We start from the raw sequence: 16,725 nt of genomic DNA, 5'->3' as shown, positions 1-16,725 counted from the left end.
AAACTCAATCAAGAACCTTAACAAGATATTTCGATTTTTTGCAGATTCAAAACATGTCATGTGCTGAAAAGATAAAGATTAGCGGTAATCCTGCTGAAAAAAACACTTCTGGAGCCATCATCTTCATGCAGATAACACTCATGAATACTGTTCATTTCTCCAACAGAAACAGAATGATTTTCATTATCTGTCTCATCTGCATCCTGATTACCCAATACAGGCAGCTTACCTGATTTTACAAAACCAAGCAGAATGACATAAGGCTCCTTATCCTTTTTTGATCTGACCATTACTCTGTCAGCAGCGATCAAACCGCATTTTTGAGCAACAGTTAAATATGATTTTTCCTGCTCGACCGGAATTATTATGCAGGCTCTGCCGTCATCCGCCATTAATCTGGCTATAGAGGAAAACAACGCATCTGCAGACAGACTGACATTGCACCTGGCATTTTTTCTTGAATCATCGGCAAGTTCAGCACTGAAATCAAAATATGGAGGATTACAGATAATGAGTTCATAAACTCTTTTGTCGTTACGGCAATTACCGTAGCTGTTTTCGAGACCAAAAGTTGATATATCCTCTTTTATCAAAGTTAATCTGTCTTTATAGGGGCTTGCGGAAAAATTCAGGCTGGCATCATGAATTGCTCCGTCATCGATATCAACAGCATCAACCTTAGCATTCGTAAAATTCTGAGCCATGATGAGGGCCAGAATTCCGGTTCCCGTGCCAATGTCAAGGATAGCGGAAAATTTTTTATCTTTAAGCAAATCTGCTGTCCATGCCCCCAGAAGCACTGCATCGGTACTTAACTTCATTCCCGCCTTTTCACGCGTGATGGAAAAAGATTTAAATCTGAATACCTTTGCAGCCATAATGCTCGAACCCAACAACAGAAAACAAATAAAACAGAAGAATCTGCAGAATCTGAAACAAGATTGGTTATCTGAAAAAATTTGGAGCGGGAAACGAGGCTCGAACTCGCGACATCAACCTTGGCAAGGTTGCACTCTACCAACTGAGTTATTCCCGCATCAAAACGATAACAAGTTTATCTGAAGTTTCTGGAGCGGGAAACGAGGCTCGAACTCGCGACATCAACCTTGGCAAGGTTGCACTCTACCAACTGAGTTATTCCCGCTGAAAAAACAGGTGCATTATACCTGTATTTCAGACTCTTGCAACAATTTTTTTCCAAATAATCAAAATTTTCTTTGAATTTTATATTTTTTAACCACACCTGATTAAAATTAAATCAAATTTTTACAATCCCAGGCCTATTACGGAAAATACGGAGATTTTTCATCTCATACCATAGATACTTCATGCGAGACAAAGCATCTCGACAACGATTTATCCCGAACACATCCTATCTTTTGTTCAATATTTTCGTTAAACATCAAAAATGAAGTAAAATATGGGCATACGAAATAAAAATAATTTTCAGATATAGGATTCACCATAATTAATGGCAAAAAACAAAATTACCACCAGACAGGCACGCAATATTAAGGCCCGACATGAACGTCTGCTGAAAAACACAGAAGAACTTTTACCCGATGATTCATCTCTGGGGCCTCTGACCGAAGGTACTGTAATCAGCAGATACGGTAAACAGGCTGATGTGGAAAACGATGCTGATTTATCCGTTCACAGATGCTATATCAGAAGAACAATTGAAGGTCTCACCACAGGTGACAGGGTTCTGTTCAGGGCAAACATCAAGAATGAAACCGAACAGAACGGTCTCATCGAAGTACTTAAACCAAGAACAAGTCTTCTCAGCCGTCCTGATTATTATGACGGTGTTAAACCTGTTGCCGCCAATATAACCAGAATTCTTATAGTAAGCACAAGGGAACCTGAGTTTTCCACCAACATCATAGACAGGTACCTCATTGCCTGTATTCACTGCAACGTTCAGCCTGTGCTGATTATAAATAAGAGTGACCTTTTTTCTGAAAATGAAAGAAACGAAATCTCAGATATTCTGAAAACCTATGAGAAGATAGGCTATAAAGCACTCTGGGTAAGTACTGAAAACGGCGAAGGAATTGATGAATTAAAAGAAATCATCAGGGGAGAAACCACGATTCTTGTCGGACAGTCAGGCGTAGGCAAGTCATCCATCATCAACCGAATCATCCCTGAAGCAAACGCTTCAACCAACAGAGTTTCGGATATTTCCGGTCTGGGACAGCATACCACCACCAGCTCAAGACTGTATCATCTTCCGGATCACACGACCATTATCGACTCTCCGGGGATAAGAGAATTCGGTCTCTGGCATTTGACTCCTGAAGAAGTAATCAAGGGATATCCCGAATTTCTTGAGCATACCCCCTACTGCAAGTTCAGAGACTGTAAACATCTGAACGATCCCGGTTGCGCAGTTGTTGAAGCAGTGAAAAATTCCGAAATTGCTCAGTTGCGCTTTAACAACTATCACCGTATAATTGAATCCATGCAGCAGAATGCCCCGACAAGTTTCAGTTCTCCGGGCAAGAAAACAAGGAAATAACCGATATGAACGAATCAGTAAAGACAATCATCCACCGCATGACGCCAAAATACCTGCTTACGAGATTAGCCGGCGTATTGGCACGCAATGAACTGGGCAGCCTCACTACCTGGGCAATCACCAAGTTCATCAGTAAATACGGCATTGACATGAGTGAAGCTCAGAAGGAAAAACCTGAGGATTACAAGACATTCAACGAATTCTTTACCAGAGATCTGAAAGACGGTGCCAGACCTATATGCCCTGAAGAAAACAGACTTTGCATGCCTGTGGACGGAACAATAGCGGAATTCGGCGACATAACACAGGGAAGAATTGTGGCAGCCAAGGGCCAGGACTACAGTTTCAGAGTGCTGGTGGGCGGTAACGATGAAGACGCAGCCGTATTCAAGGACGGTAAATTCATCTGCATCTACCTTTCCCCTGCAAACTATCACTGCATTCACATGCCGATAGACGGCACTCTGAAAAAGATGCTTTTCGTTCCCGGCAAATATTACAGCGTCAACCCGACCTACGTAAAAACCATCAGTGAACTTTTCACCAAAAATGAAAGAGCGGTATGCCTGTTTGACACACCGGCAGGACCTATGGCCATGGTTCTGGTCGGAGCAACAATAGTGGGCAGCATTTCAACTGAATGGCACGGAGAAGTGTCACCGAACAAACTGAAACAGGTTACTGTATGGGATTATTCAGACAAGGATATATCTCTTAAAAAGGGAGAAAAGATGGGGAAATTCTACCTTGGTTCAACAGTAATTCTTCTGTTCGGTCAGGATGCGGTATCTTTCGTTGACGGACTCGAATCCGGCAAACCAGTCAAATTAGGTGAACCGCTGGCGGACAGCACCTCTAACTAATCAGAAAAAGAGCCGGAATATCATTTTCCGGCTCTTCTATTCCGTCCTTTGATGAGTACCTGACAACCTTCATCTTCAGTCATCTTTTCTCAGTATCACCGTCTCAAATCACAGGCATTACCTGAAATCAGTCTCTCAATATAGTCATCTATTGATAAAAACATAAGCCATTCATAAAAAAATCATACACACAGGCTCCGTTCACACACGAAATTTACTGCAAAAAAAGTGAGAATTTTTAGCTGATTTTTGGTAAAATAGCGAACAGCATGTCAGTCATAAACGGCTGTCTTATTTTTTAACCTTTTAACTTTTTATTTTTGTACCTTTTTAGGAGAATAACGTGGAGATTATTAAGACCGACGTCGCCATAGTTGGTGCAGGTGGTACTGGTCTCAGAGCAGCTATTGCTGTTGCAGAACAGGATCCAACCACTAAGATTGCACTGATTTCCAAGGTATACCCAATGCGCAGCCACACCGTGGCCGCAGAAGGTGGTGCTGCAGGTGTAATTGGTGAAGACGATACCCTTGAAAAGCATTTTGAAGACACTGTTGCCGGTGGTGACTGGTTGTGCGAACAGGATGTTGTTGACTACTTCGTAGCTCACACCACTGAAGAACTGTTCCAGCTCGAACACTGGGGTTGTCCTTGGAGTAGAAAACCTAACGGCGAAGTTAACGTACGTCGTTTCGGTGGTATGAAAGTACCACGTACCTGGTTTGCCGCAGATAAATCAGGCTTCCACATGCTCCACACCTTATTCCAGACTTCAATCAAGTACCCTTCAATTCAGCGTTTCGACGAACACTTCGTTCTCGACCTTCTTGAAGAAGACGGTCAGATCAAGGGTGTTGTAACCTACGATATCCAGAACGGTGTATGCCGTACCATTATTGCCAAGTCTGTTATTCTTGCTACCGGTGGTGCCGGCCGTGCATACAGCTTCAACACCAACGGCGGTATCGTAACCGGCGACGGTATGGCTCTCGCCTACCGCCACGGCGTACCTTTACGCGACATGGAATTCGTTCAGTACCACCCTACCGGTCTGCTCGGTTGCGGTGTATTAATGACCGAAGGCTGTCGTGGTGAAGGCGGTATCCTTGTTAACAAGGACGGCTACCGTTACCTCCAGGACTACGGTCTCGGCCCTGAAACTCCTGTAGGACAGCCAAAGAACAAGTACATGGAACTTGGTCCGCGTGACCGTGTTTCACAGGCTTTCTGGAACGAACAGAAGAAGGGCAGAACCATCAAGACTCCGTTAGGCGATGCAGTTCACCTTGACTTAAGACATCTTGGTAAGGATTATCTCCATGAACGTCTCCCTCTGATCTGTGAATTAGCTATGGCTTATGCCGGTGTTGACCCAGCAGAATCTCCAGTACCAATTCGTCCAGTAGTTCACTACACCATGGGCGGTATTGAAACCGACGGCAAGACTGCAACCCGCAAGCCTGGTTTATATGCAGCCGGTGAATGTGCTTCTGTTGGTATTCACGGTGCTAACCGTCTCGGTTCTAACTCTCTTGTTGAAACCATCGTATTCGGTAAGGTTGCCGGTATTGAAGCTGCCAAGTACGCCAAGTCAGTACAGTTCGGCAATGAAGAATTCCTCACCAAGCAGGCTGAAGAAGTTGTTCTCAAGGCTACCAAGCTGTTTGAAAACAGCACCGGTACTGAAAGCTGCTCTAAGATTCGTCATGAAATGGGCGATTCCATGGAAGAAGGTGTTGGTATTTACCGTGAAGCAGAATCAATGCAGAAGACCATCGACACCCTCAAGGCTCTGCAGAAGCGCTACAAGAACATCAAGATCAAGGATACTTCAGGTCGCGTATTCAACACTGAATTCCTTAATGCCATCGAACTCGGCTATACTCTTGACGTTGCAGAATGTATGGCTAACTCTGCTATCAACCGTAAGGAATCCCGCGGTTCTCACCAGCGTCTTGACGGTCCGGACGGCGCATACAAGAAGCGTGATGACGTAAACTTCTTAAAGCACACTCTTGCATTCAAGAATGGCGACGACGTTCCAACCATCAGCTACAGCGATGTTAAGATCACCCGCTTTAAGCCTGCTGAACGTGTATACGGCGCAGCTGCTGAAGATGCTGAAAAGAAGAGACAACAGGAGGCAGCTAAGTAATGTCAGACAATCAGATCATGAAAATTTCTGTTTCACGCTATCGTCCTGAAACAGATAAAGAACCATACCTTCAGGATTTTGAAGTTCCTTACAGAAAGGAAACCTCTTTACTTGAAGCTCTTAACTACATCAAGGATTTCCTGGAACCTGAACTCAGCTTCCGCTGGTCTTGCCGTATGGCAGTTTGCGGTTCTTGCGGTATGATGGTTAACGGTGTACCAAAGCTCGCCTGTAAGACCTTCTTAAGAGATTACGCCGGCAAGACAATGAAGATTGAACCTTTAGCCAACTTCCCTATCGAACGCGACCTCGTTGTTGATATTTCTGATTTCATTGAAAAGCTTGAACGCATCAAGCCTTACATCATTCCTTCAAAGGAAAATGAAAACAAGCCATTAACCGAAGGTTACATTCAGACTCCACAGCAGATGACCAGCTACCTTCAGTTCGCTCAGTGTATCAACTGCGGTATCTGCTACGCTGCATGTCCTCAGTACAAGCTGAACAAGAACTTCATCGGACCAGCTGCTTTAACTCTTGCTTACCGCTACAACATTGATAGCCGTGATGCTGGCGCTGCTGAACGTATGAAGCTGTTAAGCCTTGATGAAGGTGTTTGGAGCTGTACTTTCGTAGGTTACTGTTCACAGGTATGTCCAAAGCACGTAGACCCTGCTTCAGCTATTCAGCTCGGAAAGAAGGCAAGTGCTATCGACTATGTTATCAAGATGTTCAAGCCAGGTGAGGAAGAATAATGGAAAACAATGTAAAGTCATATCGTAAGCCATACGTTCGTCCTGTAAAGGCAAACTGGTGGACTGATCGCGGTTTCTATATCGCTTATATGATTCGTGAAGCTACTGCCGTTTTAGCTGTTGTTGTAGCACTTGAACTTTTAGTTTTAAGCTGCCTCTCAGCAGAATCTGTAACAGCCTTCTTAAAGAATCCGCTGGTTATTATCGTAAACATTCTTTCTTTAGCTTCTGTAATGTACCACACCATTACCTGGTTCAATCTGATGCCTAAAGCAGTTCGTATGTTTGCGACCAAGAAACCAACTGACACCAAGCTTATTCCAGCTAAACTGATTGTTACAGCTGAATGGATTGGTGCTGCGATTGCATTCGCAGTAATCGTTCTGGCATGTACCTGTTTAGTTTAAAGGAGAACCATAATGACTACTCGTCGTTCAGATGAACCGATTTACTGGGGTTTATTCGGTTTTGGTGGTATGGTTATCGCTTTCGCGTTACCTGCAATTTTAACCCTCATGATTCTTCAGGGCTTCGGTGTTGACTGCTTCAAGCTGGCAGCAATTGTTAAGACCTGGTGGGGTGCCGGTGCTTTATTCGTAATCGTTTCAGCATCTTTATGGCACGGTTTCCACAGAATCTATCACGGTCTGCATGATCTCTGCATCCACACCACTCGTGTACATCACTATGTACTCTATGGTCTGGCCGCTGTTCTGTCAATTGCAGCTTTAGTTGTTTATGCAATAAAGTTCTTCGGAGCTTAATGACTGAATTAACAATCAGCAGATAAGTATCAGAAAGCCTGAGTTCAATCTCAGGCTTTTTTTATCATCTGTCACTGAGATGTATTTCCTTATTTCTTATATTACATAAATCTTTTACTGATTTGATATAATGTGCCACACGACATTTATCATCAGATTTTCGACATTATAAAAACCATGAAGCTATGAACCACGGCAGTTTACAGAACAGAATATCAGGGAAATACCTGACCATAGCTTTTTTTCTGGCGTCATTTACGGCCGCCGGTATATTTACCGTCTACGCTTTCGCAGATTTTCAGAAAAAATATGCTCTCGGACATATGCTGGAACAGTGCGAAAAAATTAAACAGGAACTGGAAAAATGCATTTACGACAGATCTGAGGTTGTAATGTCAAAGTGCACAAACAACAGCCGTACTTTAAATTCCACACTGCTATCCCCTGACGATTACGCTGACAGTTACATTGAAAGCATTACAATCAAAGGTTATGACACAACCAGAACACCTTTGACAGATACAGATATAGCTCTGATTACGGTTAAACAGAAAAAATATCTGTTCACAGAAGCTGCAACCAAATACTTCGCAGTTCAAATCTCCCCGGAACATCAGCTTAAGCTATACGACAGAGAATCTCCAAATTACCGTTTTCATCTGGAAAAACCAGAAATCAGTGAACATAAGACCATTCTGCCAGCTGATGACAACGAAGAATCATACTGGAGAAGAAATCCGTATCACCACTTCGCAAATGACAGTGATGCAGAAAAAATACGTCTTTTAAAAAAACTTCATGACGACGAGAACGGAATTACCGACTATCTGATTGGTTCAGTCTACGAACACTCGGATGAATTAAAAGACAATGAAAAAGCAATGCACTACTACCTTCTTTCAGCAGAAAGAGGGAATACCAGCGCATACCTTAATATCGGACTGATGCATTTTCATGAAAAAACTGATAATGCAGACAAAACAGAAGGATTTAAGTATATTCAGAAAGCTGCAGCTCTTAACAATCTGCAGGCTCTCAACTTTCTGGCAGGACTTTATGCTGAAGGCATATATGTTCCACGGGACATGAATTCAGCCGTAAATTATTACAGAAGAGCGGCAGATAACGGTTCACCCGAAGCTTCATACCGACTTGGCAGCATATACAGCAGTACAGAATCAGACTTTTTCAATATGGATACTGCATGTTTCTTCTTTAAAAAAGCAGCAAACATGAATTATGAACAGGAAGACATTTATGCCGCTCTCGGAGACTGCAGACTTCATCAGGACCATGATGTCATAACTGCCTACAGAATGTACCGCAAAGGAGCCGAACTGAATCAGCCTAAATCACTGATAAAAACAGCAAAAGCCCTGCTTAACACTGAAAATCCAGAACCGTCTCAGATAAAGGAAGCCGAAAAACTGCTTCTTAGGGCTGCTGTTCTGAAAACTCCTGAATCCTACGGTATTCTGGCTCATCTTTATTACCACCTGCTGCAGTCTGTGGATAAGGCAGAAAAATTTGCCTTAAAAGGAGTCAAGCTTAAAGATTCCCTCTCAAACGAAATTCTGGCAGACATATATATAACATCGGTAAAAGATATTCCGAATGCCCAGGAAACAATTATCAGATTTCTCACCGATGCCGCAGAACAAGGTAGCATATCAGCCACTGACAGGCTGATTGACTATCTGTATAGTCTGAAAACCGCTTCATCTGACATATTCCCCTGGATTGCCAGATCCGAAAAATGTCATCGTTACCTAAAAACCGCCGTACCGCAGAATATTCTTAAAATAAAGAAAAACCTTAACAGCTCAATCACAGCCGATAAAACAGAAAATACGTCAAAATGCCACAATCCTTATACAGGATGGTAAGGCGAAACGAGAATCTGAAAAGACACTATCGTCCTGATCATTAACCGGCAGGAAGTTAAAGTTAAAGCCAAAAGACATTCTAATCTTCATACCGGTAATATGTTCCAAATTCCATAAAATTTCTCAAAGTCACAGGACTTCATTTTTTAATTGACATTACTTTCATGTTTAATGAAAGTTTATTTCATGTTAAAAATTTACAAATTGGTTACAAAGTAATCGTTTTTTGATATTAGTCGCACTTTTTTGGGGTTTTATAAAAAATATACATTGTTTTGAAAATATTTTCATACAAATGTAAATGTTTTCATGAAACTTTTTGAAAGTTTTTTAATATTTTTGCTTGTAAACCGTGATAAGTATCACTATCATATAATCAAGAGCTACGGAATAGAGCTCGAAAATAATAAAGACAATCAAATATGAGGAAACATAAAATGAGATACTTTTTAAAGAAGAATGAAAACAATGCTTATGCTCCAGTAACCCGTGAATACCACTTCAGTTACGCCAAGTAATAAGCAGCGAACCAGAGTTTAGGCAGTTTTAATACAGAGAGGTAAACAAAATGAGATACTTTATGAAGAAGATTGAAAACAGCGTTTATGCTCCAGTAACCCGTGAATATCACTTCAATTACGTTAAGTAAAACGCCGGAACCGCAGTAAGTCAGTTTAAGTTCAGAGAGGTAATCAAAATGAGATACTTTATGAAGAAGATTGAAAACAGCGCTTATGCTCCAGTAACCCGTGAATACCACTTCAGTTACGTTAAGTAATAAGCAGTAAACCAGAGTTTGGCAGTTTTAATACAGAGAGGTAAACAAAATGAGATACTTTATGAAGAAGATTGAAAACAGCGTTTATGCTCCAGTAACCCGTGAATATCACTTCAGTTACGTTAAGTAAAACGCCGGAATCAGTGGTAAGTTAAATTAAATTCAGAGAGGTAATCAAAATGAGATACTTTATGAAGAAGAATGAAAACAGCGCTTATGCTCCAGTAACCCGTGAATATCACTTCAGTTACGTTAAGTAAAAACCGGAACCAGTGGTAAGTTGATTTAAATTCAGAGAGGTAATCAAAATGAGATACTTTATGAAGAAAATTGAAAACAACACTTATGCTCCAGTAACCCGTGAATACCACTTTAATTACGTTAAGTAATGATGTGACGCAGGTTGAGAGATACCTGGATAAAATAATCTCAAACCCTTAACAATAAGAAAAAACAAAACGCGGGGCAGTGTATGAAGTATACATGTTGCATTAAGAAAACCGGCGTGCTTGTTAGACAGTCTTTCTAAAGCACAGCAAATGAGCACCCGGTATTAAGGATAATGAAAAATTAATATTGAGGTAGTTTGCTATGATCACATTAAAAAATTCGAAACCAGAAATTCCACTTCCGAGCGAGTCCTCCGGAAAAAGAAATCCACCACCAAAGATTTAATATCACCGCCCTCTTGAATTTTATTTAAGAGGGTTTTAAATTTTTTAATCAGCTCTGCAGCTGCGTAAGCTGTAAAATTCACAGTCCCGTGTCACGACATTCCACAGACAAAGCTCTCTTATGGAGGAAACAGGCCGTTTATGATAAAATAGGCATGTTTTTTTCATTAACCAACCCATAGGAAAAATATGGCACAATTCATCTATACAATGAACCGCGTAGGCAAGATCGTACCGCCTAAGCGCCACATTTTAAAAGATATATCATTATCATTTTTCCCGGGAGCAAAGATAGGTGTATTAGGTCTTAACGGTGCAGGTAAGTCAACACTGTTAAAGATTATGGCCGGTATTGACACCGACATTGAGGGTGAAGCACGTCCTCAGCCTGGTATCAAGATCGGTTACCTTCCTCAGGAACCGCAGCTGGATCCTGAAAAGACAGTTAAGGAAACTGTTGAAGAAGCCCTCGGTGACGTAAAAAAAGCCCTTGCCCGCTTAGACGAAGTATATGCTGCCTATGCGGATCCTGATGCTGACTTTGATGCTCTGGCAGCAGAACAGGCTCAGCTCGAAGCCATTATACAGGCCGGCGACGGACACAACATCGACAACCAGATTGAACAGGCTGCCGATGCTTTAAGATTACCAGATCCTGATGCAAAAATTAAAGTTCTGTCCGGTGGTGAAAGAAGACGTGTAGCCTTATGCCGCCTTCTTCTTGAACATCCTGACATGCTTCTTCTGGACGAACCTACCAATCATCTGGATGCTGAATCAGTAGCATGGCTGGAAAACTTCCTTAACCAGTACAGCGGTACCGTAGTTGCCATTACCCACGACCGTTACTTCCTTGACAATGTAGCCGGCTGGATTCTGGAACTTGACCGCGGTGAAGGTATTCCCTGGGAAGGAAACTATTCCTCATGGCTTGAACAGAAGGAAGCTCGTCTCGCTCATGAACAGGCAAGTGAAAACGCCCGCCAGAAATCAATTCAGAAAGAACTTGAATGGGTCAGACAGTCTCCGAAGGGAAGACATGCCAAATCCAAAGCCCGTCTTGCCCGCTTTGAAGAACTTAACAGCGTTGACTACCAGAAACGTAATGAAACCAACGAACTGTTCATTCCGCCTGGACCAAGACTCGGTGACAAGGTTCTTGAAGTTACCAATCTTACCAAGGGATATGAAGGCAGAACTCTTATCAACGATTTAAGCTTCACTGTTCCAAAGGGAGCCATCGTCGGTATCATCGGTGCCAACGGTGCCGGTAAGTCCACTCTGTTCAGAATGATCAGCGGTACCGAACAGCCTGATTCAGGCAGCATTACTCTCGGCGAAACCGTGGTTGTTGCCAACGTTGAACAGTTCCGCGACAAGATGGATAACAAGAAGACTGTTTTTGAAGAAATCTCTCAGGGACAGGATATTCTGCGCATCGGTAATTACGAAATTCCAAGCCGTGCATATATCGGACGCTTTAATTTCAAGGGCACCGATCAGCAGAAGCGCGTAGGCGATCTTTCCGGCGGTGAAAGAGGCAGATTACATCTTGCCAAGCTTTTACAGACCGGCGGTAACCTGCTGCTTCTTGACGAACCTACCAACGATCTCGACGTGGAAACACTGCGTGCTCTGGAAAACGCATTACTGGAGTTCCCTGGCTCTGCCATGGTTATTTCCCACGACAGATGGTTCCTTGACCGTATTGCCACCCATATTCTGGACTACCAGGATGACGGCAAGATCACCTTCTTCGACGGAAACTTTACCGAATACGAAGAATGGAAGGTGAAGACCTACGGTGAAGATGCAGTGAAACCTCACCGCAGAAAGTTCAGAAACATTGCCTAACGCGATGATTCATCAGCTTTAATTTCAAACTGCAAAACCTGAATGATCCTCATTCAGGTTTTTTTATTCCCAGAAAACCAAAAATTCTTGCACAGCAGTGGCAACATAAGGCTTAATACTTAGCGTCAGCAGTTCAGGAAACTGCAGTATTCCGAACCGGCGACACATCCTGATTATAAAAAACATCGGAGAAGAAACCTCAATGAAATATCGGACTTCCGACAAAAAACATATTGTTTTCATGATGTCATTTCCTGCCCTGCTTATATGTCGTCCTTTGGCGTATATGCTCATGCAAATGAAGCCTGCAGACCGGGAGATCATACAGGGTGTAACAGTTCAGAAGGATAAATCACTTCCCCGGTTCAACGGAATTTTATGCCGTTGTCCTTCAGTAACCACGAACAGATTAAAAATTTCCTCACAAAAAAAATGTCATACCGACCGGTATGACATTTTTGTTTTTTTATCCTGATGCCGTACTCCCCTTCCGGAAAGCACGGCATAAACATTTCAGAAAGCCCCGCGGTTAGCCTAAAGCCTTACGTGCGTTTCTGAAGGCTCTCAGCCATGCGCTGCCTTCACCCCAGTCATCAGGATGCCAGCTGTTTGCAACAGTTCTCATGCTGCGTTCAGGATGAGGCATCATGATGGTTACACGACCGTCGGTAGTGGTGAGACCGGTAATACCTTCAGGTGAACCATTAGGGTTTGCTGGATAACGTTCAGTAATATTACCGTAGTTATCAATGTAACGAACGGCTACAAGACCGCTTTCTGAAACCTGCTTCAGATGAGCTGCATCGCGGTATTCTGAACGGCCTTCACCGTGAGAAACTGCAATCGGCATATGAGAGCCGGCCATATCAGAGAAGAACAGTGATGGAGACTTCTGAATTTCTACCAGACTGAATCTTGCTTCAAATCTTTCTGATTCGTTACGTACGAAACGAGGCCATAATTCAGCACCAGGAATGATATCTCTTAAGTTTGACATCATCTGACAGCCGTTACAGATACCTAAAGCAAGAGTATCGTTACGCTTGAAGAATGATTCGAATTCATCACGTGCACGTGCATTGAACAGAATTGACTTGGCCCAGCCTTCACCGGCACCGAGTACGTCACCGTATGAGAAGCCGCCGCATGCAGCCAGAGCTTTGAAGTCCTTGAGTGTTACGCGGGCATTCAGAATATCTGACATGTGAACATCGATACATTCGAATCCGGCACGGTTAAAGGCAGCAGCCATTTCCCCCTGTGAGTTAACACCTTCTTCACGAAGGATTGCAATCTTAGGAGCGGCCCCCTTGGCAATATACGGAGCAGCAACATCTTCATGAACGTCAAAGGTAAGTTTAACATTCAGACCCGGATCCTTATCATCTGACTTAGCCTTGAATTCACTGGCGGCACAGGCAGGATTGTCTCTGAGAGCCTGCATGTGGTAAGTGGTTTCAGCCCAGATTGAACGGAAGTAGGTTCTGGTTTCATTGATTACGTCTGCACCGTTTCTTCTGAAGATGATGCGATCTTCATCGTTCAGAGTACCGATGGTGTAGATGTTATTGGCAAGGCCGTGACCTGACAGAATGTTCTGAACGTCTTCAACCTGATCCTTTCTTACCTGAATTACGGCGCCGAGTTCTTCATTGAAGAGAACAGCGAGGTCATCACTGCCTAAGCTGTCGAGATCAACGGTGATACCGGTATGGCCGGCAAATGACATTTCAGCCAGAGTTGTGAACAGACCGCCGTCTGACTTGTCGTGGTAAGAAATGATGTAGCCCTTCTTGTTAAGGAACTGGATTGCTTCAAAGAAGCCCTTGAGCTGTGACGGGCTGTTAACGTCCGGAGTTACATCACCGAGCTGCTTGTAAACCTGAGCCAGTGCTGAACCGCCGAGACGGTTTCTGCCGTTACCCAAATCGATGAAAACAAGTCTGGTTTCACCGAGATCCGTTCTTAACTGAGGGGTCTTGGTTAAACGAATGTCTTCAACGCGGGCAAAAGAGCTGATAATCAGTGAAAGAGGAGCTGTGATTTCACGGTTTTCACCATTCTGAGTCCACTTGGTCTTCATTGACATGGAGTCTTTACCGACAGGCACGGTAATACCGAGAGCCGGACAGAGTTCTTCACCTACAGCCTTTACTGCAGCATATAAGCCAGCGTCTTCGCCGGGGTGACCGGCAGCGGCCATCCAGTTTGCTGACAGCTTGACTCTTTCGATGTCACCGATGTAGGCGGCAGCGATATTGGTAATTGATTCAGCTACAGCCATGCGTGCGGAAGCAGCATAGTCAAGCAGAGCAACAGGAGTTCTTTCACCCATTGCCATGGCTTCACCGTAATAGGTGTCATAGGAAGCTGCTGTTACACCGCAGTCTGCTACAGGAACCTGCCATGGTCCTACCATCTGATCACGTGCAACGAGACCGGTTACGGTACGGTCACCGATGGTGATGAGGAAGGTCTTTTCGGCAACTGCAGGAAGACGTAATATACGTTCAGCTGCTGACTTAGGAGTTACGCCGGTCAGATCCAGCTTCTTACCTTCAGCCTTCAGAGTCTTAACATTCTTGTGCATGCGTGGAGGCTTGCCGAGAAGCACGTCAAGAGGAAGATCAATCGGCTTGTTGTTGAAGTGTTCATCATTGAGAACAAGACGGCGTTCTTCAGTTGCGGTACCTACTACGGCAAAGTTTGCACGTTCGCGCTTACAGATCTTTTCAAAGGTTTCGTACTGTTCGGCACTTACTGCGAGAACATAACGTTCCTGAGATTCATTGCACCAGAGTTCATATGGTGACATGCCAGGTTCATCATTAGGAACCTTACGTAATTCAAAGATACCGCCACGATTACCGTCATTTACCAGTTCTGGAAGAGCGTTTGAAAGTCCGCCTGCACCTACGTCATGGATAAAGAGGATAGGGTTATCAGCACCCATCTGCCAGCATACGTCGATAACTTCCTGACAACGGCGTTCCATTTCAGGATTGTCACGCTGAACAGATGCAAAATCGAGATCTTCTGCTGACTGACCGCTGGTCATTGATGAAGCAGCACCGCCGCCGAGACCGATGTTCATTGCAGGACCGCCGAGAACAATAAGCTTGGCACCTACAGGAATAACACCCTTCTGAATGTGTTCGTTTCTGATGTTACCGAGACCGCCGGCAAGCATGATTGGCTTGTGGTAACCGCGGATTTCACGACCATTATGGCTGTCTACAGATTCTTCATATGTTCTGAAGTAACCATTGATGTTTGGACGGCCAAATTCGTTGTTGAAACCTGCTGCTCCTAAAGGACCGTCAAGCATGATGTCCAGAGCGCTGTCGATACGGTTTGGCTTGCCGAAGTCAGTTTCCCAAGGCTGTTCAAAACCAGGGATACGTAAATTGGATACGCTGAAACCGCACATACCTGCTTTTGGCTTGGAGCCGACACCGGTAGCACCTTCATCTCGGATTTCACCGCCTGAACCAGTTGCAGCACCAGGATACGGAGAAATTGCGGTTGGGTGGTTATGGGTTTCAACCTTCATTAAAATCTGAACAGGTTCCTGATGATAACTGTAGGTATGACTTACAGGATCCGGGAAGAATCTTCCGGCAACGGAACCTTCCATTACGGCTGCATTGTCCTTATATGCACTCAGCACGTAATCATGATTCTTTTCATAGGTGTTCTTAATCATCTTGAACAGTGATTTTTCCTGTGGAACACCGTCAATCACCCAGTCTGCATTGAACACTTTGTGACGGCAGTGTTCAGAGTTTGCCTGAGCGAACATGTAAAGTTCAACGTCGTTAGGATTGCGGCCTAAAGCAGTGAAACTCTTTACCAGATAGTCCATTTCATCGTCTGAAAGAGCAAGACCGAGTTCAACGTTTGCCTTTTCAAGAGCTGCTTTACCCTGACCTAAAATATCAACAGAAACAAGAGGCTTTGGTTCCTGAGTGCTGAACAGCTGTTCAGCGTCATTCAGGTTGGTGAACACCTGTTCCATCATGCGGTCATGAATCAGAGGAAGAATTTCTTCCGCACAGTTACTGCTTTCACCTTCGATGTAGTAAGCAATACCTCTTTCAAGTCTGATAACCTTTGATAAAGCACAGTTGTGAGCAATATCGGTTGCCTTTGATGACCATGGAGAAATGGTTCCCAGACGTGGAGTAACCACATAAAGAGTACCCTTGGTTTCACTTTCATTAATATGAGGACCGTAAGTCAGAAGCTTAACCAGAACATCCTTTTCATGATCTGTTAAAGGAGCACTGACATTTGCAAAGTGAACATATTCCGCATATACGGAATTGATCTTTAATCCCTTTTCTGCAAAACCGGATAAAAGCTTTTTGGTACGGAATTCAGAAAGAGCCGGAGCACCGCGTAAAATTTCCATAAGACTTCTCAATTTGAACGTTTACAACAATCTGTGCATGGCACAGATTTTCAGAAAA

The 16,725-nt window shown here is 43.6% G+C and carries 10 protein-coding genes and 2 tRNA genes; 8 read left to right on the top strand and 4 right to left on the bottom strand.

The window, feature by feature from the left end:
• Window positions 1–56: 56 nt before the first annotated feature.
• The 3 genes from BMY80_RS01040 to BMY80_RS01030 all read right to left on the bottom strand — a co-directional run bounded on the left by BMY80_RS01040 (window position 57) and on the right by BMY80_RS01030 (window position 1,144).
• On the bottom strand, window positions 57–878 hold the full coding sequence (locus BMY80_RS01040) for a tRNA1(Val) (adenine(37)-N6)-methyltransferase (RefSeq protein WP_093140098.1): 822 nt from the start codon (window positions 876–878) through the stop codon (window positions 57–59).
• An 82-nt stretch (window positions 879–960) separates the two neighbouring features.
• A tRNA-Gly gene (locus BMY80_RS01035) sits at window positions 961–1,036 on the bottom strand.
• Between the two features lie 32 nt (window positions 1,037–1,068).
• Window positions 1,069–1,144: transfer RNA gene (locus BMY80_RS01030), tRNA-Gly, on the bottom strand.
• A gap of 327 nt (window positions 1,145–1,471) precedes the next feature.
• Between BMY80_RS01030 and rsgA the strand changes: the two genes are divergently transcribed.
• The 8 genes from rsgA (at window position 1,472) to ettA (ending at window position 12,253) form a co-directional block, all read left to right on the top strand.
• Complete coding sequence (rsgA, locus tag BMY80_RS01025; RefSeq protein ID WP_093140096.1) at window positions 1,472–2,524, top strand: small ribosomal subunit biogenesis GTPase RsgA; 1,053 nt, start codon at window positions 1,472–1,474, stop codon at window positions 2,522–2,524.
• Between the two features lie 5 nt (window positions 2,525–2,529).
• Window positions 2,530–3,387 carry an archaetidylserine decarboxylase gene (asd, locus tag BMY80_RS01020; protein WP_093140092.1) on the top strand — a complete coding sequence of 286 codons (858 nt, stop codon included), beginning with the start codon at window positions 2,530–2,532 and terminating at the stop codon, window positions 3,385–3,387.
• Window positions 3,388–3,730: 343 nt separating this feature from the next.
• Window positions 3,731–5,542, top strand: a complete 1,812-nt coding sequence (gene frdA / locus BMY80_RS01015; RefSeq protein WP_093140089.1) for a fumarate reductase (quinol) flavoprotein subunit — start codon at window positions 3,731–3,733, stop codon at window positions 5,540–5,542.
• Complete coding sequence (locus BMY80_RS01010) at window positions 5,542–6,297, top strand: succinate dehydrogenase/fumarate reductase iron-sulfur subunit (protein WP_093140086.1); 756 nt, start codon at window positions 5,542–5,544, stop codon at window positions 6,295–6,297. Before frdA ends, BMY80_RS01010 begins: the two co-directional genes overlap by 1 nt.
• A complete protein-coding gene (locus BMY80_RS01005; protein WP_093140083.1) occupies window positions 6,297–6,704 on the top strand; it encodes a succinate dehydrogenase/fumarate reductase transmembrane subunit in 408 nt (135 codons plus the stop codon). Before BMY80_RS01010 ends, BMY80_RS01005 begins: the two co-directional genes overlap by 1 nt.
• A gap of 12 nt (window positions 6,705–6,716) precedes the next feature.
• Entirely contained in the window at window positions 6,717–7,061 is a 345-nt protein-coding gene (gene frdD / locus BMY80_RS01000; protein ID WP_093140080.1) for a fumarate reductase subunit FrdD, read from the top strand.
• A 185-nt stretch (window positions 7,062–7,246) separates the two neighbouring features.
• Window positions 7,247–8,947: an SEL1-like repeat protein gene (locus BMY80_RS00995; RefSeq protein WP_093140077.1), complete on the top strand. Its 1,701-nt coding sequence runs from the start codon at window positions 7,247–7,249 to the stop codon at window positions 8,945–8,947.
• A gap of 1,641 nt (window positions 8,948–10,588) precedes the next feature.
• Window positions 10,589–12,253, top strand: a complete 1,665-nt coding sequence (ettA, locus tag BMY80_RS00990) for an energy-dependent translational throttle protein EttA (protein ID WP_031578511.1) — start codon at window positions 10,589–10,591, stop codon at window positions 12,251–12,253.
• A gap of 529 nt (window positions 12,254–12,782) precedes the next feature.
• On the opposite strand, the gene purL is transcribed toward ettA, so the two are convergent.
• The gene (gene purL, locus BMY80_RS00980; protein WP_093140071.1) at window positions 12,783–16,667 is read right to left on the bottom strand and encodes a phosphoribosylformylglycinamidine synthase; all 3,885 of its coding nucleotides are present in this window, start codon (window positions 16,665–16,667) and stop codon (window positions 12,783–12,785) included.
• Between the last annotated feature and the right edge of the window lie 58 nt (window positions 16,668–16,725).

The sequence above is a fragment of the Ruminobacter amylophilus genome (assembly GCF_900115655.1).
Lineage (GTDB): Bacteria > Pseudomonadota > Gammaproteobacteria > Enterobacterales > Succinivibrionaceae > Ruminobacter > Ruminobacter amylophilus.
The sequence above is the reverse complement of the archived record's forward strand: the minus strand, read 5'-3'. Positions and strand labels throughout refer to the sequence as shown.